19 protein-coding genes are annotated in these 23,954 nt (G+C 54.9%); 14 read left to right on the top strand and 5 right to left on the bottom strand.

The features are described from left to right. Positions 1-33: 33 nt before the first annotated feature. From JJO78_RS08025 to JJO78_RS08040, 4 genes are all read right to left on the bottom strand, one after another. On the bottom strand, positions 34-918 hold the full coding sequence (locus JJO78_RS08025) for a peptidoglycan-binding domain-containing protein (protein ID WP_273623306.1): 885 nt from the start codon (positions 916-918) through the stop codon (positions 34-36). A gap of 110 nt (positions 919-1,028) precedes the next feature. Beyond that, positions 1,029-3,032 (bottom strand): HAMP domain-containing methyl-accepting chemotaxis protein, encoded by a 2,004-nt coding sequence (locus tag JJO78_RS08030; RefSeq protein ID WP_085680735.1) that lies wholly within the window; start codon positions 3,030-3,032, stop codon positions 1,029-1,031. 83 nt (positions 3,033-3,115) lie between these two features. Then, on the bottom strand, positions 3,116-4,021 hold the full coding sequence (locus JJO78_RS08035) for an ABC transporter substrate-binding protein (RefSeq protein WP_226909916.1): 906 nt from the start codon (positions 4,019-4,021) through the stop codon (positions 3,116-3,118). A 351-nt stretch (positions 4,022-4,372) separates the two neighbouring features. Further along, positions 4,373-5,635, bottom strand: coding sequence for an MFS transporter (locus JJO78_RS08040; protein ID WP_199480770.1), 1,263 nt, complete (start codon positions 5,633-5,635; stop codon positions 4,373-4,375). A 225-nt stretch (positions 5,636-5,860) separates the two neighbouring features. Between JJO78_RS08040 and JJO78_RS08045 the strand changes: the two genes are divergently transcribed. Next, a complete protein-coding gene (locus JJO78_RS08045) occupies positions 5,861-7,309 on the top strand; it encodes a malate:quinone oxidoreductase (protein ID WP_151982139.1) in 1,449 nt (482 codons plus the stop codon). 83 nt (positions 7,310-7,392) lie between these two features. Here JJO78_RS08045 and JJO78_RS08050 read toward each other — a convergent pair whose 3' ends face one another. Next, entirely contained in the window at positions 7,393-8,700 is a 1,308-nt protein-coding gene (locus JJO78_RS08050) for an ATP-grasp domain-containing protein (protein WP_036207174.1), read from the bottom strand. A 240-nt stretch (positions 8,701-8,940) separates the two neighbouring features. Between JJO78_RS08050 and JJO78_RS08055 the strand changes: the two genes are divergently transcribed. The 13 genes from JJO78_RS08055 to JJO78_RS08115 all read left to right on the top strand — a co-directional run bounded on the left by JJO78_RS08055 (position 8,941) and on the right by JJO78_RS08115 (position 23,953). Further along, entirely contained in the window at positions 8,941-9,621 is a 681-nt protein-coding gene (locus tag JJO78_RS08055; RefSeq protein WP_273623310.1) for a glutathione S-transferase family protein, read from the top strand. 2 nt (positions 9,622-9,623) lie between these two features. Next, the gene (locus JJO78_RS08060) at positions 9,624-10,313 is read left to right on the top strand and encodes a glutathione binding-like protein (protein ID WP_151982141.1); all 690 of its coding nucleotides are present in this window, start codon (positions 9,624-9,626) and stop codon (positions 10,311-10,313) included. 84 nt (positions 10,314-10,397) lie between these two features. Further along, positions 10,398-11,294, top strand: a complete 897-nt coding sequence (locus tag JJO78_RS08065) for an AraC family transcriptional regulator (protein WP_075194832.1) — start codon at positions 10,398-10,400, stop codon at positions 11,292-11,294. A gap of 389 nt (positions 11,295-11,683) precedes the next feature. Continuing rightward, entirely contained in the window at positions 11,684-12,976 is a 1,293-nt protein-coding gene (locus tag JJO78_RS08070) for an ABC transporter substrate-binding protein (RefSeq protein ID WP_227665043.1), read from the top strand. Positions 12,977-13,059: 83 nt separating this feature from the next. Beyond that, the gene (locus JJO78_RS08075) at positions 13,060-14,007 is read left to right on the top strand and encodes a carbohydrate ABC transporter permease (protein WP_041334877.1); all 948 of its coding nucleotides are present in this window, start codon (positions 13,060-13,062) and stop codon (positions 14,005-14,007) included. A gap of 17 nt (positions 14,008-14,024) precedes the next feature. Then, positions 14,025-14,858 carry a carbohydrate ABC transporter permease gene (locus JJO78_RS08080; RefSeq protein WP_007152224.1) on the top strand — a complete coding sequence of 278 codons (834 nt, stop codon included), beginning with the start codon at positions 14,025-14,027 and terminating at the stop codon, positions 14,856-14,858. Between the two features lie 12 nt (positions 14,859-14,870). Next, positions 14,871-15,974: an ABC transporter ATP-binding protein gene (locus JJO78_RS08085; RefSeq protein ID WP_085680723.1), complete on the top strand. Its 1,104-nt coding sequence runs from the start codon at positions 14,871-14,873 to the stop codon at positions 15,972-15,974. 6 nt (positions 15,975-15,980) lie between these two features. After that, positions 15,981-17,447, top strand: a complete 1,467-nt coding sequence (locus tag JJO78_RS08090; RefSeq protein WP_228209656.1) for a mannitol dehydrogenase family protein — start codon at positions 15,981-15,983, stop codon at positions 17,445-17,447. Between the two features lie 26 nt (positions 17,448-17,473). Next, the gene (gene pgi, locus JJO78_RS08095; RefSeq protein WP_136633809.1) at positions 17,474-19,114 is read left to right on the top strand and encodes a glucose-6-phosphate isomerase; all 1,641 of its coding nucleotides are present in this window, start codon (positions 17,474-17,476) and stop codon (positions 19,112-19,114) included. After that, positions 19,111-20,100, top strand: a complete 990-nt coding sequence (locus JJO78_RS08100; protein WP_151982149.1) for a carbohydrate kinase family protein — start codon at positions 19,111-19,113, stop codon at positions 20,098-20,100. The genes pgi and JJO78_RS08100 overlap by 4 nt, the downstream gene beginning before the upstream one ends. A 202-nt stretch (positions 20,101-20,302) precedes the next feature. Further along, complete coding sequence (locus JJO78_RS08105) at positions 20,303-21,094, top strand: substrate-binding periplasmic protein (RefSeq protein WP_085680708.1); 792 nt, start codon at positions 20,303-20,305, stop codon at positions 21,092-21,094. A gap of 67 nt (positions 21,095-21,161) precedes the next feature. Next, positions 21,162-21,623 (top strand): (2Fe-2S)-binding protein, encoded by a 462-nt coding sequence (locus tag JJO78_RS08110; RefSeq protein WP_151982151.1) that lies wholly within the window; start codon positions 21,162-21,164, stop codon positions 21,621-21,623. Continuing rightward, positions 21,620-23,953, top strand: a complete 2,334-nt coding sequence (locus tag JJO78_RS08115) for a xanthine dehydrogenase family protein molybdopterin-binding subunit (RefSeq protein ID WP_228209657.1) — start codon at positions 21,620-21,622, stop codon at positions 23,951-23,953. Before JJO78_RS08110 ends, JJO78_RS08115 begins: the two co-directional genes overlap by 4 nt. Position 23,954: the final 1 nt, after the last annotated feature.

The raw sequence follows: 23,954 nt of genomic DNA on the forward strand, positions 1-23,954 counted from the left end.
TAATCCAACGCATTTCGGAATACGCGTATGTCCTCAGATCAGCCAGCCGAAGAGGAAGTCGAATAACGAGCTGAAAAAACCGCCACTGCTTTTCGCGACAGTGGTGGATTCCGAAGTGTTGTCTGAGGTCGAACTCGTTGCCTGCAATGACTCCGAAATCTCCGGATTGCCAGAAGCCGTCGGTTCTTCTGGCAACTGGTAGTCAACATCCGTTGATGTCTCTTCGGTCGCCTCGGAAGGCACATTGAGAGCCACGGAAGGTTCTGCATCAACGGTTGAGAGCTCTTCGACCGTTGATGTCTCTTCAACAATTGAGGGCTCTTCAACAGCCGCAACTGCAACGGGTTCGGTTTCAGGTTCCTCTGCGATTTGAGGTTTAGGCTTTGAATCTTGAGCTAATTCCGTTTCGGGCTGAATCACCGGCTTATCGTTTGTTGCTACGATGGTCTCCGGAGCAGGTGCTGATTCTTCTTCCAAGGTTGGCGCTTCAGTCGATACTGGCACTGGCTCCGGCTTAACCTCCGGTTCAGGCGCAGCTGCAATGGGTTGTTTTGCACTGGGTGACCCGAAACGCTGCTTGCTGATTCCCGCGTCAGCCATTGCCCCCTCACGGCTTCGCGCGCTGTTGCCAGTCACGGCATCGCCATCCTTAACGGCGATTCCCAGGGCAGACAACGTTTGTGGGTCCAGATCGCCAGTGGCCTGCAACCCCTCTCGACCGGATTGATACTTCCGGATGGCCGAGCGCAGGGTGTCGTCCATCCACCCATCGGCCTTGCCAATATCATAGCCAGCACCGTAGAGGGCATTTTCAGCAGCAAAGATGGTGTCGGCAGGATCGGCCTGAGCGACTGCACAAAAGGACACCGTCAGCGCCGCAAGAAAGCCGGGCATCCTGGTAAAACGTGAATGGCTCATGGGTGAATCTCTCCCTGATACGCTGTATTTATAGCTATTGTTTGAGTATTGAAAGTATCAGTAATTGAACATGTCGCCCATGACGCAGTTAACACAAGCGGAAAAGGGTCCTAGTTTGACGTTTTAAAGCGACGCACCAGGCCGTTAAGGTCTTCCGCCATCTCCGCCAGGGAATTGCTGGATTGGTTAACGTGGGCAATATCGTCGGTGAGCTTGTCGATGGCACTACTACTGGCCTCCACGTTCTGAGTCATCTCAGCAGCGGTCGCCCGCTGTTGCTCAGTGGCACTTGCAACCTGCGTTGTCATATCCACAATCCGGTTTACGGCCGCCATGATTTCTGACAGGGCAGCGCCAGACTTGCCGGCTTCTTCACTGGCTTCAGAGGCCATCTGTTTGGCCTTGCTCATATCAACCACCGCGCCGGCGGCACCGCTTTGCAGATTCGAGACGATTCGCTCGATATCGACCGTTGAATCCTGAACCCGCTTGGCAAGCCCTCGGACCTCATCAGCAACCACCGAAAACCCACGGCCTGCGTCTCCCGCACGTGCTGCTTCGATGGCGGCATTGAGGGCGAGGAGGTTGGTTTGTTCTGCGATAGCCTGAATAACGTCCAGTACGTTACCGATCTCACCGGATTCCTGCTCAAGCCGTTGGATGCGCTTTGACCCTGCCTCGACCTGTTCTGCGAGTCGGGAAACGGATTTAACTGCGGTCGACACCGTTTCCTGGCCGGTTCCTGCCAGCTCGGCGGCCTGGCGTGCGGATTCATCTGTGTCACTGGTGTTGGACGCGATTTCGTCGGAGGTGGAGACCATTTCCTGCATCGCCGCCGAAACTTGAGTCACCTGGTCCCGTTGTTGTTCGGCATTGGCAGTGGTGCTGTTTGTAATGCCAGACAATGACTCAGATTCCGTACTGAGACGCCGGGACGACGCGACAATCCGGGAAATGATGTCTTCCAGGGTTTCCAGGAAGGCATTGACCGCTGAGATGAAATCGCCAATTTCGTCAGGGCGGCCCTTGGTCAGCCGGGTAGAAACGTCGCCTTCGTTATTTCCAATGTTTTCCAGGTAACCCAGAATTTCTGACCGGGCACGCTTGACGCTGTTACCCATCATACGGCTCATCAGCAGGGCGACCACCAGGCCCAGAACGACAGACGCAACGAATGCGGCGAGTGTCAGGTTGAGTGCCGTCTCGGTCTCTGCTTCCGCCTCGTCGGCCACGGTTTCGAGGGAGGCAAAAACCTCTTTCTCAAGATTCCTCGCCATGTCAGTGATTTGGGGGCCGAGTACGTCAAGCCTGTCTTCCTTTGTTCGGATCATCGCCTTTTGCTGAACCAGCAGCTCGTTGACCGAAGCCTGGTACTTCTCGAGTGCCGCTATCGCGGTATCGAAATACTGCCTGACGTAGTCGGGGACCGAATCCATGTCCAGAAACTCGAGCGCATCGGAAATATCCTCCATGGCATAACCCAATGCAGTTTCCGAGGATTCGTCGCCATCGGCAAAGAAGCGCTGTGAGGCCATTCGCATCATGAGGGTATCGTGAATCAGCTGTTCCAGAACGACGCGCAACCGGCTATCCGGTTCTCTGTTGGTAACGCCATCAATGGCCCTGCGCAGTGCCTCTGATGCTGTGGGGCCGTACTGGTCCAGTTCGTCGGCAATGATATTTTTTACTTGCTGCTTGGCGGGCACCAGTTCGCTTTTGAAGACATTCGCGTACTGCAAAGTCGCCTCTTCGATCTCTGCAACCAGTTGCACACGGTCGGCACTTTTGATCGTCTGTTGCGCTGCCGACAACTCCCTGAAGAAATCTGTCTCCAACTGCTCGAAGCGGGCCAGGATGTCTTCGTTACCGGTGGCGTAGTAGTCGAAGACTCTCAGTCTCATGGTGTAAAGGTTGATAAGCACACCGGTCGCAACGGCGGTTTCCGGTGCCAGATCCCTTGCCACCGTATCCATTCGCGCATCAAGGCTCTGAAATTCCCGGATGCTGTAAAAGGTGACGAGGGCGAACAAAAGCAGAATGAAAACAGGTGCTATCAGGAGTTTTCCGCTTACACCAAGCCGGCGTTCAATGAATTCTAGTTTTTCTACAGCCACTGGTCTGCCCCTCTATGCGTGTATGCGTGCGAGATCTCTTGGTTAACGGCTGTTCCGGCATAATCTGGAGCCGCCCAACCAATTTATTCAACGAAGTTTGCTTGGGTCGCAATCATGGGGGAAAGCTCCAGGTTCCAATGAGCCATGCCGCTTCGGCTATAGATGTAGTGCCCGCTCAGGGAGTTCATTTTAGGAATGCGGGCGGGCTTGACACCATTAAGGATGAGGGATGCCAAGCGGGCGGCAGTAATGCCCTCCTGGTGAGCCGAAATGGTGAAGCCGCCAATGGCTTGCTGCTTACCAATGTTGATATCCCAAAAGGAAAAGATGGGAACCCGGCTTTGATTGAATGCTCTGGTAATGAGTTCGTCCGGTGCGATGTAGGTGCCCTCTGAATCCCGGATGGTGTGGTGGGTGCCAACGATGATTGCATCGTACAGTTCGTGAGCCCGAACAACCGACTGCAACCAGGTGTCTTTGTCGTTGGTAAGGACGATGTCCAGTTTGGAGCCATATATTTCGGCACTTCTCTTGTCGCCGAAGTATTCATTGACTGCGTTTCGCATGGTGGGTGAGTCGTCCATTAATACAAGAAAGTGTTTATCCACTTTCAATACTTTCTGAAGATGACGGATGCTCTCCTCAAAAAATGGCCGTTCCAGCAAACCGGCGACCAAATCGTGTTCCAGGGTAGGGTGCTGCGCGGGACCGCCGTTGACACCCAGGAATACAACCGGAATCTTCCGCTCAACCAAGTGGTTGGCCATGAGGGAGAATGCGTTGTCGTCTCCCAGAATGGCAATGTCAGGCTGGATCTCGGTAATGGATTGCTGGAGGCTGGCTACTTTTTGGGGCCATTCTGATTTCGGCAATCTTTTAGTGTCGAGGGCAAGCACGTGAATGTCGTGGTCGTCGCCCAGCACTGATTGGACGGCGGCGATGTAATCAGCGTCCCATTTATAGCCTTGATGATAGCTCTCGATAATCACCACGGTTTTGCTGAAACACAGGGGGCTTACTAGCAGAAGAGCCAGGAGGAGCGTACGCATTGGGTGTTCCTTATTATTGTCCGAGTGAAGTCTGCACCCGTTCTTTCTTGTTGAAAGCGCTTGTTTTTATCGTTATTCCGTTGAACCAAACAGGAACCGTGCCAGCTTTCTAAGTTATTGTTTTATAGAAGCATTTGCGAATGGGTAGGCGTTGGGATTGGGAACATCGGCTCTGAGTGTCTGGTTTTAGCGACACAATGTTCAGAATGGGGATAAAGCTGTCTGATTTATCGGACAGTGCTGTCCTGATATCCGGACTTCGGTAGGGTAAGTTGGGACGGTCTCCGTGGCTCAGGCGTCTGTTTCGAACGTCGAGGCTCGGCGGGATGCCCAGGCGAACCCCAGTAATCCGACAATTGGGCCGGGAACCAGCAGCCAGGCCGCGTCCAGACCGATACGATCGAACAGCGCGGTGGTTGCAGCGATCGATACCACGGTAATCGCAAAGCCGATGGAATTTTGAATCGCCAGCGCGGCACCAACTACTTCCTTTGGGCAAGCTTGCGCGGACAGGGCGGAGAACTGGGGAGAATCCGCAATCACGGTCGCGCCCCAGGCGAGTAGGAGTATTCCCAACCACATGGCAGGCAAGTCACGCCAGAAGAGAGCAAACACCACTGCGCAAACACAAGAGGAGGCCAGTGCACCGACCGCAACTTTTGCACTCCCAATACGACGTGACAGGAATCCCCCAACAAGACACCCCAAAGCGCCGATGCCAATGATACTGAACGCCATACCCGATAATCCGACGGCCGAGTATTCACTGATGAGTGCCGTATTGGCCACAAGCAGTGGTACGACCGTCCAGAACGCGTAAAGCTCCCACATATGCCCGAAATAGCCCAGGGCTGCAGCACGAAATCGATTGACCTTGAAGGCGTCAAAGACCGTCAGCGGTCGCTCGGAGCCGGTGCCCGATGATTGTTTTTTCTGGCCTGCACCTGGTAAATGAGGGCCATCTCCAAGCAGATGGATAAGAACGGCGCCAAATAGCGCAAGTAGCGATGATGCCAGGATGACGTACTGCCATGGCAGGTCCGCACCGGCTTCTCGCAATGCATGGGGCAGTGCGGTGCCGAGCGTCAGCATGGCGACAAGCTGGGCGAGGGCCTGCCCGGTCCGCTCGGGAGCCCAGCTGACGATCAACTTCATGCCCACGGGGTAGATGCCCGCCAAACTCAGGCCAACCAGGAAGCGGAACACAATGCCACTGGCCAGACCCTCCGAAAACCAGGCGAAGCAGGCATTGAACAAAGCACCGCAAGCCGCACTCACCACAAAAATAAGACTGGCACGATACCGCTCTGCCAGGCCTCCCAAAGCCATGATCATTGTGCCCAGGATAAAGCCGCCCTGAACTGCGTTGGTCAGCCAGCCAATATCAGCAGCACTGATTTGCCAACTGGTCATCAGGGTATCCGTAGCACTATTGGCGCTGAACCACAGCGATGTTCCGAACAGTTGGGCGAGGGCGATTGTCGCAACGGGGCCAAGCCTGCGCAAAAACCTTGAAGGGATGGGGGTAGCCCCCTCAAATTGTCCAGACGTCATAAATGCGCTCCATATCCGTCGCGGCCATCAGTGTAGACTGACCGGCTGGCACAGTATACTGATGCACTATTCGGCATTTGGCGTAGAAACTGGGCGCCAGATGAAGTGCCCAGATGGAAAAACAGGAATGTGGCAGGTTTTCAGTGTTCGCTGTATGCGTGGTACCTTCGGGCAAGCAAACTTTATCGTTGGATATCAGAAAACTAAAGCGGGTGGATAGACTCTATGGACGTAATGATCATCGGCGCGGGGATTATGGGAACCACGTTTGCCACGTTGGCAAAAGAGCTGGCTCCAGAGTTGAATATCACCATCCTGGAGAGATTGGAGAGCGCTGGAGAGGGTAACTCGTGGGTGTTCAACAACGCCGGCACGGGGCATGAGGCGAACTGCGAGCTGAATTACACGCCGGTGGACGAAGAGGTTATCTCGGTCGAAAAGGCCTTGAAGATCCATGCGCAATTCAACGTGGCCAAGCAGTTCTGGGCGCACCTGATCAAAAAAGGCGCGATCAAGGACCCCAAGACGTTCATCAATCAGACCAAGCACTGCACCATCGTCTCTGAATCCTCAATCGACGAATTGCGACTGCGGTTCAAGGAAATGTCTGCTCATCATTTTTTTGAGAGCATGCGTTTCTCAGAGGATTTCGACGAAATCAAGAGCTGGATCCCCTATTTGATGGAAGGGCGTCCTCGCCATGAAAAGATGGCTGCGACCGTCATAGAAACAGGCACGGACGTGAATTTCGGTGCTCTGACCCAACAAATGGCTGAACACGCTGCTCAAGACCTGGGTGTGAAGATTGAGTACGGCACCCATGTTAAACGCGTACACAAGAGCCCCGCGGGGAGTTGGCTTATAGAAACCGAACGCCATGGAGCCCACGCTCGTTACAAGGCTGATGTACTGTTTGTTGGTGCGGGTGGGGGTGCATTCCCGATCCTGAAGAAAAGCCACCTGCCGTTTGCGAAACGGTTTACAGGCTTTCCCGTCGGCGGGCGGTTCCTGCAGGCCCCGATCAGCGCAGAGCAGGCCGATCATTACCGGGCTAAAACCTATGGCAAAGCAAAAGTAGGCGCGCCCCCCATGTCGGTACCGCATCTGGATTTGCGAGTGGCGGATGGCCAGCACTACCTGTTGTTCGGCCCGTTTGCCTCTTTCAAGCCCGTTCTGGAGAAAGGACGTGGATTTTTTGACTACCTCCGGGCAATGCGCCTGCATGATATCCCAGGATTGCTGAACGTCACCCTGGAGCACTTCCCATTGGTGAAATACCTGGTTTCAGAAACCTTCAAGGGCGAGAAGAGCATGTTCGAGGAGCTTGAAAGCTTTGCGCCCGGCCTGAGCAAAAAATTTGACTGGAAACCGGTTCACGCCGGCCAACGGGTCCAGATTATCAAGGACGGCGATCTGCAGATGGGTACGGAAATCCTCGTGTCCAAGGACAAAACCTACGGAACCTTGTTGGGAGCATCGCCAGGGGCATCGGTTTCGCCGGAGGTAATGCTGAGGTGCCTGGAACAGCTGCTACCGGCCATTTTTACCAAAGAGGAAACCAGGAAAGCGAAGAAGGAGATTTTTCCTGAAGATGATCTGGATACCCTGGCCACGAATCCTGATCGTTATCGGGAAATTCGTGATGCCGTTAATAAGCAGTTGGGAATAGTTTGAAGTAGGGGCGTTCCATGATTCCGGAGTTGCAGGTCAGAATCATGGAACGCTATCCGAATAGCACCTGAATGGGCGGTGACTACCTAGACATAGAAGTCCAAGTCCTCCTGAGCTTTCAACAGGTCCCGCATCTTGATGGGGTCATCACCATAGAAGAAGACCAGGCCCCAGTGAGTACCGAAGGCGGACCGGTCAGGAACCGTTTCTTCCGTCGGTGCAACGAGTTCATGTGACTCGAAATAGGGGTGATCAACACATTCCGGAGGCATTTCCAGCTTGCTGACCACGCGGCGGCGCGGATAAACACCGAAGCAACCGGCATAGCCCTTGGCATCGACCACTTCGCGTGGGAAGAATTTTTCCACTTCCTCTTTGGTGCTCTTGGGGTCAAATACCAGCATTGACGCCTGGTACGCGTTAAACCCATACGCACGTTCAATCAGCTCAAACGCCTTGAAGCCGGGTGGGCGGTAAGCAACCTCACCAAAGTACATTTCACCATCAGCAGTAACGAAGTACTCAGGGTGAATCAAGCCAAACTTAATATCGAACGTTTTGATCAGCAACTCGATCTGCTTGGTGATGGCATTACGCCAGCTTTCGAGTTGCTCGGTCGCCGGAACGAAAACGGAATAGCCCAGCGTTACGTACTCAGAGATATTGAGAAACTTGATCTTGCCGTCGTGAATCCATGCCTCAACGGCAAACTCCCAGCCGCTCAGATGGCTTTCCATGAGCAACGGATATTCTTCCGCTGGAATGTTGTCAATTTCCTCAAGCGTACGGATCATTCGATGGCCGAGGCAACCAGCCTTGTCAAACGCCTTGACGTGAATGGGGTCGTCCGGGTCGCCATCCAGTTTCAACAGGGTCTGGTTGACACGCTTCATGAAACGGACGATGTCGTCTTTCTCGTGGGCCTCCTCGAAGATCCCGACTCGAATGCCGCCAAGCTGGGCACGGCGCTTCATCAAAGCCTTGTCACGGAACAGAATCGACTGCCCGTACATGCGAGGGCTGTCCAGGAGCACTGAGTTGATCGCCCCAGACCACTCAACGGTCTCTTCGAACAGCGGTATCGCAACATCAACGCCTTCCTCTTTCAGCCTTTCAGCAATCTGCAGGGACCGATCATTCAAACGGATAAAATCCCATGGGATAAAGGGGATCTTGTTAGCGGTACAAAAATCCGCAGCCCATTCCGGAGCAACAACGATGTAGCGGCGGTCGAACTTCTGTGCGGCCTTGATGGCATTGACGCTCCAGCCAAGCAGGGCGATATAGCCTTTGTTCGGATCCTTTGGGGTCTCCGTACCTTTAACAGAGTCCATTTCCGGATCAAGCCAGGCGGCCACATCATTTGATAAGGGCGCTTCTTGTGTTGTCGACATGTGTCGTTCTCCTTGCAACCTGCCCGATAGGAGCATGTAAGTAGTTGAAATTATTGTGGGGCAAGTTTCGTGAGTTAATACATCCTCTCTATCAACATAGTCGCTATCACCCCAAAATGAAAAGATTGCGCCGGAATTAGCCGTTCCTCCATACCAACTATTTTCCAATAACTAATATTGAATGATTGCTCAAGAATACCTAGAGTGTAAGTTCCTGAAACAGACCACCGGAGGCACTCAATGATCAGATTCTATTTCCACCCCCGACCCAACCCGATGAAAGTGGCCCTGTATCTCGAAGAGACAGGTACGCCTTATGAACTGGTTCCCGTCGATACCCTCAAGGGCGAGCAGCATAAACCGGAGTTCAGGGCCATTAACCCTAACGGCAAAACCCCTGCGATCGACGATGATGGCGTACGGGTATTCGACTCCAATGCCATTTTGCTTTATCTGTCGGAGAAGAGCGGTAAGCTGGGCGGAACGCCAGAAAACCGGGCTGAACTGCTGTCCTGGATGATGTTTGTGGCGTCTGGGCTGGGGCCGTACTCCGGTCAGTCAGTGCATTTCCGGCATGCAGCTCCGGAACAGATTCCTTATACCGCTAATCGCTATCAGCGCGAAGCACAGCGCCACTATGAAGTGCTGGATACGCATCTGGCAGATCGCACGTATCTGGTGGGTGAGGAATTCAGCATTGCGGATATCGCAGCCTGGGGCTGGGTCGATAAAGCTGGAGTTGTGCTCGGAGATGCTGAGCTGGCTGGCTTCCCGAACCTGAAGCGGTGGTTTGACAGCATCAACAATCGTCCGGCAGTCGCGCGTGCCAGGGCCGTCGGCCAGGACGTTCCGTTCCAAACCGAAATGGATGATGCAGCACGCCGAGCCCTTTTCCCGCAAAACTACCCTGAGCAGGCGTAAACATGATTGATCTTCACTACTGGCCAACACCCAATGGTCACAAGATCACGATCTTTCTTGAAGAAGCGGGGCTTGAATATGATATCCACCCGGTGGATATCAGTGCTGGGGACCAATTCAAGCCATCGTTTTTGGCAATTTCACCCAATAACCGGATGCCGGCGATCGTTGATCACTCGCCGGCATCCGGCGAAGGGCCGCTTTCCGTTTTCGAGTCTGGCGCCATTCTGCTGTACCTGGCAGAAAAGACAGGCCGCTTTCTGCCCGGGGATCCCCGGGCTCGCATCACGGTCATACAGTGGCTGATGTGGCAGATGGGTGGACTTGGCCCAATGGCGGGACAGAACCACCACTTCGTAAAATACGCGCCGGAAAAAGTTCCTTACGCCATTCAGCGTTACGTGAATGAGACCAATCGGCTTTATGGCGTACTCGACAAACAGTTGGAAGGACGCGACTGGATTGCAGGTGACTACTCCATTGCTGACATGGCGACCTATCCCTGGGTTGTGCCGCATGAAACTCAACAGCAGAACCTTGATGATTTCCCGAATCTCAAGCGGTGGTTCAATTCCATGCAGGCGCGACCGGCGGTGGTCAGAGCGTATGAAAAGGGAGCCCCTTGGTCCAGTCGGCCAGCCGTGACGGAAGAGGGTAAGAGTCTGCTGTTTGGTCAGACGGCCAATCGATAGACGTCAAGCACGACTGATCTCCCTACTTGCTGACTTATTGGTTACACTGGTTCTACGCATCAGGAGAAAGCCGAAGAGAACGCAATGGGCGCTGAGAAGCAACGTATCCAACCAGAGTTCGAGTGGGTAGATCAGCGGGGTGACGAGTCGATCCGGTACCTGGATCACGGTTACCCGAGCCCACTTGTGCGCTGGCATTATCACGAGGAGTATGAACTCCATCTGATCACCGAGACCTCCGGAAAGGTTTTCGTGGGTGATTATATCGGCAATTTTGCCCCCAACAGCCTGATCCTTGTGGGGCCCAACCTTCCTCACAACTGGATCAGTCAGCTAGAAAAGGGCGAGCATGTTGAGCTTCGTGACCGCGTCATCAATTTTTCCCACGATCTGATTACCGCCTCTGAATCGGTGTTTCCTGAAACGCGGGCCCTTGCTCCGTTCTGGCAACGTGCTCAATACGGCATTGAATTCCGGAATCGCGAGGGAATTGACAAAGCGATAGGGTTGTTTGAAGAAGTTGCCACTTCGAATGGCTTTCGACGCTTGACGCGTTTTTGGGCAATGGTTGAGATCCTGGCGGCGATGGATGACTATCGCGTGCTGTCTTCGTCGACGTACCTTCCGATTACCGATGAAAAGATCCTCAACCGATTGAACCAGGCGTTGAACCATATTTTCGAGCACTATCGGTCAAGTATTTCCCTGGAAGATGTTGCGGCGCATGTGAATATGAGCCCAACCTATTTTTCCAAGTTCTTCAAGAAGGCCACCGGCCATCGATTCATTGAATTCGTTAATACCCTTCGGGTCAACAAAGCCTGTGAACGCCTGGCGCATACGGATGATCCAATTACGGAGATCTGCTTTCAGGTTGGCTTCAACAACATCGCCAATTTCAATCGCCGGTTTTCCGATGTGAAGGGCATGACGCCGTCTGAATACCGCCGAACCTCCATGGACGCGTTGTATCAGCGGTAATCAGTACCTCATCTGTTTCATCCCTCTCTCTGCAGATCCTCTTTTTCTCTCAGAATGATACTTTCTGGTGACGTCCATGGGTTCCGTTCAACCTTACTTTGTCGCCAATAGCCCACACAGCCTGTACTTGTAGCCACCTTTAGCTAAATGAGCGGGGGAGGCATCCCCATTCGTGATGGCATAAAAGTACAGAAAAATGACAGGGTATGTATTTGTTCAGTTCTGACATTAAGCGTGTAATAGCACCATTGATTCACTTTCCTGACGAGAGGTGATCCGTCAGATCAAAGTACCCGGAATGCACCGGCCAATCCGGACATTCTGAACGACCTACTCCAAAAACAAACAGAGGTTGGAACATGAACAACAAACGATATCTGTCCGCTGTTATGGCCGTTGGCATGACGGCCGTCGCGTCCTCCGTAATGGCTGCCACCAAAGTGACTATTGGTACTGTGAACAATGGCGACATGGTTCGCATGCAGGGCCTTTCCGATGAATTCGAAAAGCTTCATCCAGACATCGATCTGAATTGGGTAGTACTTGAGGAAAATGTCCTTCGCCAGCGCCTGACTACCGATATTGCGACGGACGGCGGTCAATTCGATGTGATGACAATTGGAATGTACGAGGCCCCGATCTGGGGAGAGAAGGGGTGGCTGACCCCGATGGAGGATCTGCCTTCGGATTACGATCTGGCCGATATCTTTCCATCAGTTCTCGGCGGCCTGTCCTCCGACGGTACCTTGTACGCACTGCCGTTTTACGCCGAAAGTTCGATGACGTTCTATCGCAAGGACCTTTTTGAAGCCAATGGGCTGAGCATGCCGCAACAGCCTTCCTGGGATCAAATGAAAACCTTCGCCGAGACGCTCCATAAGCCAGAAGATGATCAGTATGGTATCTGCCTGCGTGGCAAAGCAGGGTGGGGCGAGAATATGGCTCTGATCACAACCATGGCTAACGCCTTTGGTGCACGCTGGTTTGATGAAAACTGGAAGCCCGAATTCACTGGCGAAGAGTGGGGCAACGCCGTCAGCTTCTACGTCGACCTTCTCGGGAACTACGGCCCTCCGGGCGCCTCATCCAATGGCTTTAACGAAAACCTCGCGCTATTCAACAGTGGCAAATGCGCCATGTGGGTAGACGCGACTGTCGCCGGATCATTTCTTACCGATGAGTCTCAAAGCAGGGTAGCGGAGCACATCGGCTTTGCCTTGGCGCCAGAACAGGTAACGTCAAAAGGTTCGGGATGGTTGTGGTCCTGGGCCCTCGCCGTTCCGGTGAGCTCAGATGCCAAGGAAGCGGCCAAGACCTTTATCACCTGGGCGACCTCGCGGGCTTACAGCCAGCTGGTTGAGGAAACCTATGGTATTGCCAACGTGCCGCCCGGCACACGCACCTCCACCTACGACAACGCTGAATACCTGGAAGCTGCGCCGTTCGCGACCCGAACCCTGGAAGCAATCGGCAACGCCGACCCCAACGATTCCACGTTGAATCCTTCCCCCTATGTGGGCGTTCAGTTTGCGGCCATCCCTGAGTTCCAGTCGATCGCAACCCAGGTCGGCAAGCTGATCTCGGGCGCCCTGGCAGGGTCGATGTCGGTTGATCATGCCCTGAAAGCGGCACAATCGATCACCCTTCGAGAGATGACTCGCGCCCGCTATTACTCCAACTGAATACCCGGCCAAGACGAAACAACAATGACCTGATGCAGGGTCCGCTTAGGCGGAGCCTGTTTGGGGGTCACCGGAGAACCGATATGAAGACAACCGCTCTGAATGCAGGTCCCGCGAGCTCCGCCGCGGAACCCAAACAGGACAGCCGCCAGGGAAGTATTAGAAAGACCTCCCGCATCAATCGTTTCATGGTGTCGCCGTCGGTGCTCGTCCTGGCGCTGTGGATGGTGATTCCGCTGTCCATGACCATCTACTTTTCAGTGATTCGCTATAACCTGCTGTACCCCGGTGATAACGAATTTGTGGGGCTGGAAAACTTCCAGTTCTTTGTCACTGATTTCGGTTTTATGGCCGGAATGAGCAACACCCTGCTACTGGTCGGTTCCGTGCTGTTAATTACGGTGGTCCTGGGTGTACTGATTTCGCTGCTTGTTAACCAAGCGTTCTGGGGGCGGGGTATCGTCCGGATTCTCCTCATATCCCCGTTCTTTATTATGCCGACCGTAAACGCGCTGATCTGGAAAAACCTGCTGCTGCACCCGGTTTCAGGTGTCTTCGCAGCCATCTGGAAGTTCTTCGGCGCCACGCCGATCGATTGGTTTTCCGAGTTTCCGTTGTTCTCGATCATCATGATCGTGTCATGGCAGTGGCTGCCGTTCGCCATCCTGCTGCTGATGACCGCATTGCAATCGCTGGATCAGGAACAGCAGGAAGCGGCCCGCCTTGACGGCGCCGGACCCTGGGCTCTGTTCTTCCATCTCACCTTGCCGCACCTTGCTCGTCCGATCGCGGTGGTGGTGATGATCGAAACCATCTTCCTGCTGTCGATTTTTGCGGAGATCTTTACCACCACGGGCGGTGGCCCGGGTTACGAGACCACCAACCTTGCGTACCTCATCTACAGCCAGGCGTTGCTGCAGTTCGACGTTGGACTGGCTTCAGCCGGTGGCCTGATTGCCGTTGTGCTGGCCAACATCGCCGCCTTCTTCCTGGTGCGGCTGATCGGCAAAAGCCTGACCGAAAAACAATGATTCACGGAGGTTACAACATGCTTAGCCTGAAACAACGACGTAGCCTGAACACCCTGCTCATGGGGGTGCTGGCGTGGGGTGTGGCCCTGGCCATTTTCTTCCCGATTTTCTGGATGCTGCTGACCAGCTTCAAAACAGAAATCGATGCCTTTGCCACGCCACCGCAATTGTTCTTCTCGCCGACCCTCGAGAATTACACGCTGGTTAACGAACGCAGTGACTATCTGCACTTTGCCTGGAATTCGGTAGTGGTGTCTTTCGGCTCCACGATCATCGGAATGATGCTCGCCGTACCCGCTGCCTATTCCATGGCCTTTTTCGAGACCAAGCGTACCAAAGGGACACTGTTGTGGATGCTATCCACCAAAATGCTGCCGCCGGTTGGCGTGCTGGTGCCGATTTACCTGATCTTCAAAGACACGGGTTTGCTCGATACCAAAACCGGACTGGTGATCATCTACACGCTGATCAATCTGCCGATCATGATCTGGATGGCCTACACCTACTTCAAAGAGATTCCAAAAGAGGTGCTTGAGGCAGCTCGGATGGACGGTTCCACACTGTTCCAGGAGATCTGGCGAGTGCTGCTGCCCATGAGCAAGGGCGGTCTGGCGGCAACGGTGCTGCTGTCACTGATCCTGAGTTGGAACGAGGCGTTCTGGTCGCTCAACCTCACGGCGTCGGAGGCGGCCCCGCTGACGGCCCTGATCGCATCTTACTCAAGTCCTGAAGGCTTGTTCTGGGCCAAGTTGTCAGCCGTATCGACCCTGGCCTGCGCCCCCATTCTTATCTTTGGCTGGATCAGCCAAAAACAGCTGGTTCGCGGCTTGTCCTTTGGCGCCGTCAAATAACGGAGATTTCCCATGGCTAACTTAACAATAAAGAACCTCAAGAAATCCTTCGGGGAAACAGAAATTCTCAAAGGCATCAATCTTGAGATTAAAGACAATGAATTTGTGGTGTTTGTCGGACCATCAGGGTGTGGCAAGTCGACCCTGCTGCGCTCCATCGCGGGCCTGGAAGAGGTGACCGGCGGCCACATCCTGCTGGATACGAAAGAGATCACCGATTTGGCCCCGGCCAAACGGGATCTGGCAATGGTGTTCCAGAGCTACGCCCTGTATCCCCATATGTCCGTACGCAAAAACATGTCGTTTGCACTGGAACTCGCTAAGGAGAAAAAAGAGGTTATCCATAACAAGGTAGCCGAAGCGGCCCGAATTCTGGAGCTGGACCCGCTACTGGAACGCAAACCCAAAGAGCTGTCCGGTGGCCAGCGCCAGCGGGTGGCCATTGGTCGTGCAATTGTACGCCAGCCCAAAGTATTCCTGTTCGACGAGCCGCTCTCTAATCTGGACGCTGCACTGCGGGTACAGATGAGACTTGAGCTGGCCAGACTTCACCACGACCTTAACGCGACCATGATTTATGTTACCCACGACCAGGTCGAGGCTATGACTCTGGCGGATAAAGTCGTCGTGTTGAATCAGGGCCGGATTGAGCAGGTAGGCACCCCACTCGACCTGTACCGTAACCCGGCCAATCGATTTGTCGCAGGTTTCCTGGGGATGCCCAAGATGAGCTTCCTGCCGGGCAAAGTAACCGCACTTGATGCCTCAAGCGTCACGGTTGAACTGACCTCCGGTACTACAGTGACCTTGCCCGCGGCCAGCGAACACCTGAGTCAGGGCAGTGCTGTCACCGTTGGCGTTCGGCCGGAAAACATCGATGTGGTTGAACCCAGCGAGAGCTCACTGACCGGCCACATGGACATCGCCGAAAGCCTGGGTAGCGATACCTATTGCTATGTAAAGACCGATGGCCAGGAAACGCTGACTGTCCGCATGCCCGGCAACTTTGCCTGCAACTACGGTGATCGCATCGGTTTACGCCTGCATGTGGATGAGTGCCACTTGTTCGACGAGCAAGGCAATGCCGTTCAGAAACCCAGCCGATTGGCAGCGTGACATCTTATGAAACTGAATAACTCAGCATTGGACCAACTGAGTCCAGAGGTGTCCGTGCCAGCTTACGAACGGAGTAACCTCAGACAAGGCATCGTTCATATTGGCGTGGGCGGATTCCACCGTGCCCATGAAGCGGTCTATACCCACCAGCTGTTGCAGGCAGGTGGCAGCCCGGACTGGTCGATTTGTGGTGTTGGGCTGCGTGAAGGTGATCGGGCCATGCAGCAGGTGTTGTCCGCGCAGGACCACCTGTACACCCTGATCGAGCTCGGCGCCGACCGCACCAATACCCTCAGTGTCATCGGCTCCATCACTGGTTTCATGTTCGCGCCTGAGGAGCAGGACGCTGTCATCGAGAAAATGGCGAGCTCCGAAGTAAGGATCGTCTCGCTGACGATTACCGAGGGTGGCTACAACGTGGACGACAACACCGGGAGGTTCAATGAAAACCACCCGGACGTTCTTCACGACCTGGAAAACCCGCAGCAACCGCGCACGGTCTTTGGCTATCTGACTGAGGCCCTATGCCGCCGACGCGAGCGTAATCTGCCGCCATTCACCGTCCTGTCGTGTGACAACCTGCCAGAGAACGGCCAGGTGGCCCGCGGTGCCCTGTTGAGCTTTGCCCGCCTGAGGGATGCCGATCTTGCAGGCTGGATCGGCGAAAAGGTGAGTTTTCCTAGCAGCATGGTTGACCGCATTACACCGGGAACCCATGACAAACATCGCCAGTGGCTGAAAGATAACTACGACCTGGAAGATGGCTGGCCAGTGATCTGCGAGCCTTTTTACCAGTGGGTGCTGGAGGATGATTTCTGTAACGGTCGACCGGAATGGGAAGCGGTGGGTGTTCAGTTCACGGACGACGTCGCCCCTTACGAGCGCATGAAAATCCGCCTGTTGAATGCCAGCCATTCCGCTATGGCCTACCTCGGGTATCTTTCCGGTTATCGATATACCCACGAGGTCATGGCGGATGATCGGTTCAGCCGTTTTATTCGCAGCTTCATGGATGAAGACGTGACACCGATACTGGGAGAAATTTCAGGTATCGATGTGCCCGCGTACAAGCAGACCCTGGTCGAACGCTTCTCCAACCCTCAAATGGGCGACGAGTTGGCCCGGCTGTGTATGGACGGCTCCAGCAAGATACCGAAGTTCCTGGTGCCGACGGTGCAGACACTGGTGAACGAAGGACGACCACTGTCTCGTGTTGCCATGATCATTGCCAGCTGGGCGCTCTACCTCCGTGGCAAAGATGAGAAGGGACAACCGCACGAAATCAATGATCCCATGGCCCCCCGGCTGCAGGCGGCCGTTGAAGACAGAGCCAACCTTACCCCGGAGTTTCTGGGGATGGCAGACCTTTTCGGGACCACCCTCGCCAGCTCCAGCGACTTTGAAGAGGCCTTCGATAGGGCACTCGACAAGCTGGAAACAAAAGGGGTTTTTGCAGCCCTCAGCGAGAGCTGACCTGACGAACATTAGGGAGCACAGATATGAATGCACTGGGCAAATCCGAGTCCTGGAGCATGCTGGAACAACTTGCCAACGAGACTCGGAACGATCGGATCGCGGATTATTTCAAAGCGGATCCGGACCGTTTCGATAAGATGAGCCTCCGGTTAGGCGAGCTGTTTCTGGACTATTCCAAGAACAAGGTATCGCCGCAGGTGATGGATGCGCTGTTCGAGATGGCCAAACAGTCGCCGTTGGCGTCGCGCCGGGAACAGATGTTCTCTGGGGAAACCATTAACGTCACCGAACAGCGTCCGGTTCTGCATACCGCCTTGCGCAACCTGGGTGATGCACCGATTGTCGTGAATGGCCAGGACGTCATGCCAGAGGTTCGGGCCAGCCTGGAAAAACTCAGGGCCTTCACCGAGCAGGTCAGGAACGGACAATGGCTGGGCTATACCGGCAAGCGAATTCGCGACGTTGTAAATATCGGCATCGGCGGTTCAGACCTTGGGCCCAGCATGGTGTGTCGCGCCTTGCTTGATTACCAGCATCAGGAAATGAACGTCCACTTCATTTCCAACGTCGACGGCCGTCACCTCAAGAAAGTGCTGAAAGGGCTGGATCCGGAAACCACGTTGTTCGTTGTGTCGACCAAGACCTTCTCTACCCAGGAAACCCTGTTGAATGCGAACAGTGCCAAGCGCTGGTTCCAGGCGCAGACGCAAAGCACCACAGCCGATATGGGCCAGCACTTTGTCGCGGTGTCCACCAACATCAACGCAGCAACGGAATTTGGCATCCGCGAGGACAGCATCTTTGAATTCTGGGATTGGGTAGGTGGCCGCTATTCGCTCTGGTCCAGCATTGGCTTGCCCATTGCCTTGAGTATCGGGTTCGATGCGTTTATCGAGTTGCTTGAGGGCGCTTTCATAATGGACCAGCACTTCCGGGAGGCACCTTTTGAGGCCAATATGCCGGTCGTGCTGGCTCTTATCGGCATCTGGAACATCAATTTTCTGGGCGCCGAAACCCAGGCGATTATTCCTTACGATCAGGCGCTGCACCAATTACCGGCGTTCCTCCAGCAACTGGATATGGAAAGTAACGGCAAGTCAGTGGACATCGATGGCAACCCGGTCAGCCACGCCACCGGCCCCATTGTGTGGGGGCAAACCGGCTCGAACGGTCAACATGCGTTCTTTCAGTTGCTGCATCAGGGCTCACGCTTCGTACCCATCGACTTTATTGCGACGCTGAAACCCGAGGACGACACCAAAGACCACCATTTTGCCTTGCTGACTAACATGCTGGCTCAGGCCAACGCCTTTATGAATGGCGACACCCAGAACGACCAATACGCCAGTTGCCCAGGCAATCGCCCAAGCAACGTGCTGCTGATGGACGAATTGACGCCCCGAAATCTGGGCGCCTTGATTGCTCTGTATGAACACAAGGTCTTTGTGCAGGGTGCTATCTGGAACATCAACTCCTTTGACCAGTGGGGCGTGCAGTTGGGCAAGCGGCTGGCCAACGATATCAGCCGTGATATTGAACAACAGAGCGACAAGTACGATCCGTCAACCCAGGGATTGATGGACATCGTCAAACAGCACCTGAACACGGGTACAGCCAATTCGGACCCAGCGATGGAAAAGATGGAAGAGGGGAGCAGTCGATGATCAAGGTTATTTCATTCGGTGAAGCCCTGGTGGACATGCTCTCAAGCAGGGTGAGCGAAGACCAGGCTGAAAACTCTGATTCGGTCAACGAGCGCTTCACGAAGTTTCCAGGCGGTGCACCTGCCAACGTAGCCGCTGCGATCGGTAAACTCGGCGGAGACAGTTATTTCGCCGGCAAAGTGGGCGCTGACATGTTCGGTGATTTTCTCGTCAAGTCGCTGGAAGCCATGCATGTGCGAACAGACTATCTGCTGCAAACCAGTGAAGCGAAAACTGCCTTGGCCTTTGTGTCACTGGATAAGACCGGAGAGCGAAGTTTCGAGTTCTACCGGGGACCATCGGCTGACCTGTTATTCGCCCCACACGAATTCCAGCCAGAATGGTTCGATGACCGCGGCATTTTCCATTTCTGCTCCAACACACTGACTGAACCGGACATTCTGGAAGCAACCCAGGCGGGACTGGAAAAGGCCAGATCAGCCGGATGGCTGGTGAGCTTTGATATGAACCTCAGAAATAATCTCTGGCCCAAAGACACAGATCCATATGCTCCGGTGTGGGCCTGTGTGGAGCAAGCGGATCTTGTGAAGCTATCCGCAGAAGAACTGGCCTTCTTGTGCAGACACCAGAACGAAACCGAGGTGTTGCAGAAAATCTTGAAGGCAGGCGCTTCTTTGGTGTTGGTTACAGACGGCGGAAAGCCATTGCGTTACTTCACCCCATCTCATTACGGCTGCATCGAGCCACGAAACGTGCAGATGGTTGATAGCACCGCCGCTGGCGATGCGTTCGTTGGTGGGTTGCTCTATCGGTTGTCGGACCTGGATATAACCGCTGCCAGTCTTAAGGCGTTGGGCGAAGACCCCGAGCAACTTGAAGACATACTGACCTTTGCCAGTGCCTGTGGTGCGCATGCGGTGACTCATGCAGGCGCCTTCACCTCTTTGCCAGGCCTGGAGGAAGTTTCGGCTTACCTACCCGGATAGGGGCCTGCCCGACGTAGCCCTAGCCAGCTCTACCCACCTGCGCACACTCTCCTACAGATCCCCTCCGACAGGTGCCATGCATCCATCGTGGTAGCGAGCGTTACCTTTCGGTCGGTGTCTGTCACAATTGTCTATACTTATCAGACTATAGAAACGGTGACGCCCGCCGTTCTCGAACCCAAAGCGCAGTGGGGCGCCTCTCATGCAGCGTGCAGTATCAGTTGTCATACATTACGGGGTTATCGCGGTGTTGCTGGTGCTTTATGGAACCCTCAGCCATGCAGCCGCACCATCCTCGACGATAAAGATCTGTTATGAACCCTGGGACCCATACATCTTTAAGGATCATCAGGGAGAGATGCGCGGCATTGCCGTGGAATTGATGAATGCCGCGCTCAATGATCTGGGGCTGATCGCTGCCTACGAGGAATTGCCGTTTAAACGCTGTATTTCAGAGGTTCAGTCAGGCGCCTCAGACATCGCCGTACCAATAACAGAGGGGCGGGACAAGCTTCTGCACTCGCGAACGATATTTGCTCACTGGACATTGGCTGCGATCGTACCTGAGAGCCTATCCATTGAGGGGCCGGTGACGCTTGAGAAGCTGGATGACCTTAGCGTGCTGATCATCAGCGGGTATGTTTACCCGGACAATATCACGCGCTGGGCAGAGACCCATCAGGATATTGTCGAGATCACCTATTCAGCTGATGGCGAGGGAATGGTGCCTTTCCGCATGCTCGAATTCGGGCGGGCCGATGCATTCATTGAAGACAACTTCTGGAGCGCCAATCTGATCCAGGATCACGATCTGGCGCTTCGCGTTCTGGAACCAGCGCTTGGTTCTTCGGTCAGTGTGGCCGGTTATCGCAATGAACTTGCCGGTCTGCGCGATGACATTGATCGAGTCCTTGCATCAAGGGGGCAGGCTTTCAGAGACGAGCTGTTTAAGAAATATACCGGTTATGCCGAGTCGTTTTTCTCCGGTCAGTGAGCTCAAGCTTCCCCAGCAACGTAAATCGTGCAACACAGTGCGTGGAACACAGTGAAGGGAGAGACCAATGATTAACCTGACCATAAACGGACAGCTGCATGAGCTGGACGTCCCCGACAATATGCCATTACTTTGGGCCATTCGGGACGTTGTCGGCATGAAAGGCACCAAGTTCGGGTGCGGTATCGCCCAATGCGGTGCTTGTACGGTTCATCTCGATGGGGTCGCCACCCGATCATGCATAACGCCGGTCTCCGCAGTGCAGGGAGAGATTACGACCATAGAGGCCATGGCCGACGACCCGGTTGGCAGCAAAGTCCAGCAGGCGTGGCTGGACCTGGGTGTGGCCCAGTGTGGCTACTGCCAGGGTGGCCAGATCATGAATGCCACAGCTCTGCTGAAGAAAACACCGGAACCGGAAACCCAGGAAATCATCGATGCCATGGCGGGCAACCTCTGCCGGTGTGGCACCTACAATCGCATTCTGGCGGCCATTGAGCGGGCTGCGGACAAGGAGGTGAGCTCATGAGCCAATCCGACGACACACTGCTGCTTGCGAATGTCAGCCGCCGCGGTCTTCTCAAAGGGTTGGCCGGAGCCTCTGCGCTCCTGCTCGCAGCCCGATGGGATATTGGGCTGGCCAATGAACAGGCTCAGTTCGGGGCCGGGGCCATGCCGGGGGGCTGGGTAGACAACCCGAATGTGTTTATCCATATCGACGCCAACGGCCTTGTCACCATCGTCAACAACCGTGCCGAAATGGGACAGGGTATTCGCACCAGCCTGGTTATGGTGGCCGCGGATGAACTGGGCGCAGACTGGGACCGGGTTCGCGCGGAACAGGCAGACGGCGATCAGGATAAGTTTGGCAACCAGAATACCGATGGTTCCCGCAGCATGCGTCACTGGTACGACCCCATGCGCCGTGCGGCCGCTGCTGCCAGGCTGATGCTTGAGCAGGCCGCGGCCAATCAATGGGGTGTATCGGTCGACCAAGTAAGGGCGGATATTCATAAGGTTGTTCATCCTGCCACTGGACGTGAACTCGGCTTTGGCCAGCTTGCAGAAGCCGCACGGGAGCTGGACGTTCCTGGCCGGGACGGGTTGGTTCTGAAATCTGATAGTGAGCTGCGTTTCATTGGCAAGGAATCCGGCCTGATCAATGGCGAGCTGAAGTCCACGCACCCCAAAGCAATCGATGGTGAAGACATTGTCACCGGCAAGGCGATTTTTGGCGCCGATGTGGATCTGGAAAACACCCTCTATGCAGTGGTGGCCAGACCACCGGTTTATGGTGCGACGGTGAAGAGCGTCGATGACAGTGAGGCCCTGAAGATCAGAGGTGTTAAGAAAACTGTACGCATTGATGGCACGGGCCAGCCTGCGGCATTTAATCCGCTCGGGGGTGTTGCAGTAGTAGCCGCCAACACCTGGGCTGCCATGGAAGGCCGCAGAGCTTTGAAGATAGAGTGGGACAATACTCCGGCCGGTAACAACTCCGATTACACATCGGATACTTACCGTGAATCTCTGGAAAAAGCGGCGCAATCGCCGGGCAAGGTTATACGCCAGTCCGGTGATGTTGAGGCCGCTTTGAAAGAAGCCAATAAGCGGGTGTCAGCCACCTACTACATGCCCCATATGGCTCAGGCTCCCATGGAGCCCCCCGTCGCCGTGGTTCGCGTAAGCGGGGGCAAAGCCGAGGCCTGGGCGCCAGTGCAGAACCCCAGGGCGACGCGAGAAGGCATCGCCGGGCTTCTGGAGATCGACCTGGAAAACGTGACCGTTCATCAAACCCTGCTGGGTGGCGGTTTTGGCCGTAAATCGAAGCCAGACTTCGTGATTGAGGCCGCTCAAGTGGCCAAGGCCTTTGAAGGGCAGCCCATCAAACTGCAGTGGTCCCGTGAGGACGACATTCAGCATGCCTACTTCCATGCGGTTTCTGTGGATCACCTGGAAGCGGGGCTCGACGGTAATGGCAAAGCGACCAGTTGGCGCCACCGTACTCTGTCTCCCAGCATTGCATCGCTGTTCGCGCCGGATCCCAAACACAAGGCGGGCTTTGAGCTGGGAATGGGGTTTAACACCATGCCATTCAGCATCCCTGCTATCCGTTTGGAGAACCCGCCGGCACCGGCTCATGTCCGCATCGGGTGGTTCCGCTCGGTGTACAACCTGCCGCATGCGTGGGCCATCCAGAGCTTTGCCCACGAGATGGCGGTAGCCGCCGGCAAGGACCATCGCGATTACGTACTGGACCTGCTGGGGCCAGGGCGTGAGGTTCACAATCTCACGGTGGGCGATGGCTGGAACTACGGTGAAGATCCTGAGATGTACCCGATCGATGTGGGCCGTATGCGCCGGGTTATTGAGCGTGCCACCGAAGAAGCGGGCTGGGGAAAGGAAAGAGCAAAGGGGCGTGGCCTTGGGCTTGCCTTCCACCACAGCTTTGTTTCCTACACCGCCGTCGTCTTTGACGTGGAAGTGGATGACGGCGGGCAAGTGACCATTCACCGCGCCGACATTGCCTTTGATTGCGGGCCGCAGGCCAACCCGGAGCGAATCCGGTCACAGATGGAGGGTTCCTGCGTGATGGGAATCGGCATTGCCCTTCAAAATGAGGTGACGTTCCAGGATGGTGTCGCTCAACAAAGTAACTTCGACAGATATCTGTTGCCGCGAATGCCAAACGCGCCGAAAGTGGTCCGGGTGCACCTGATTGATAATCCCGATGACGCCATGGGCGGTGTGGGCGAGCCGGGGTTGCCACCGGTCGCGCCGGCACTGTGCAACGCCATCTATGCAGCCACGGGGAAACGCATCCGGCGTCTTCCTGTTGGTGATCAGTTGAGTGCATGAC

Origin of the sequence: Marinobacter sp. DS40M6, from assembly GCF_028581595.1 — a bacterium.
In the GTDB taxonomy this organism is placed as follows: Bacteria; Pseudomonadota; Gammaproteobacteria; order Pseudomonadales; family Oleiphilaceae; genus Marinobacter; species Marinobacter salarius.

Excerpts from the sequence above, each read along its gene's own strand:
- JJO78_RS08025 (WP_273623306.1), bottom strand. The coding sequence starts at position 918 with ATGAGCCATTCACGTTTTACCAGGATGCCCGGCTTTCTTGCGGCGCTG.
- JJO78_RS08040 (WP_199480770.1), bottom strand. The coding sequence starts at position 5,635 with ATGACGTCTGGACAATTTGAGGGGGCTACCCCCATCCCTTCAAGGTTT.
- JJO78_RS08045 (WP_151982139.1), top strand. The coding sequence starts at position 5,861 with ATGGACGTAATGATCATCGGCGCGGGGATTATGGGAACCACGTTTGCC.
- JJO78_RS08050 (WP_036207174.1), bottom strand. The coding sequence starts at position 8,700 with ATGTCGACAACACAAGAAGCGCCCTTATCAAATGATGTGGCCGCCTGG.
- JJO78_RS08055 (WP_273623310.1), top strand. The coding sequence starts at position 8,941 with ATGATCAGATTCTATTTCCACCCCCGACCCAACCCGATGAAAGTGGCC.
- JJO78_RS08060 (WP_151982141.1), top strand. The coding sequence starts at position 9,624 with ATGATTGATCTTCACTACTGGCCAACACCCAATGGTCACAAGATCACG.
- JJO78_RS08065 (WP_075194832.1), top strand. The coding sequence starts at position 10,398 with ATGGGCGCTGAGAAGCAACGTATCCAACCAGAGTTCGAGTGGGTAGAT.
- JJO78_RS08070 (WP_227665043.1), top strand. The coding sequence starts at position 11,684 with ATGGCCGTTGGCATGACGGCCGTCGCGTCCTCCGTAATGGCTGCCACC.
- JJO78_RS08075 (WP_041334877.1), top strand. The coding sequence starts at position 13,060 with ATGAAGACAACCGCTCTGAATGCAGGTCCCGCGAGCTCCGCCGCGGAA.
- JJO78_RS08080 (WP_007152224.1), top strand. The coding sequence starts at position 14,025 with ATGCTTAGCCTGAAACAACGACGTAGCCTGAACACCCTGCTCATGGGG.
- JJO78_RS08085 (WP_085680723.1), top strand. The coding sequence starts at position 14,871 with ATGGCTAACTTAACAATAAAGAACCTCAAGAAATCCTTCGGGGAAACA.
- JJO78_RS08090 (WP_228209656.1), top strand. The coding sequence starts at position 15,981 with ATGAAACTGAATAACTCAGCATTGGACCAACTGAGTCCAGAGGTGTCC.
- pgi (WP_136633809.1), top strand. The coding sequence starts at position 17,474 with ATGAATGCACTGGGCAAATCCGAGTCCTGGAGCATGCTGGAACAACTT.
- JJO78_RS08100 (WP_151982149.1), top strand. The coding sequence starts at position 19,111 with ATGATCAAGGTTATTTCATTCGGTGAAGCCCTGGTGGACATGCTCTCA.
- JJO78_RS08105 (WP_085680708.1), top strand. The coding sequence starts at position 20,303 with ATGCAGCGTGCAGTATCAGTTGTCATACATTACGGGGTTATCGCGGTG.
- JJO78_RS08110 (WP_151982151.1), top strand. The coding sequence starts at position 21,162 with ATGATTAACCTGACCATAAACGGACAGCTGCATGAGCTGGACGTCCCC.
- JJO78_RS08115 (WP_228209657.1), top strand. The coding sequence starts at position 21,620 with ATGAGCCAATCCGACGACACACTGCTGCTTGCGAATGTCAGCCGCCGC.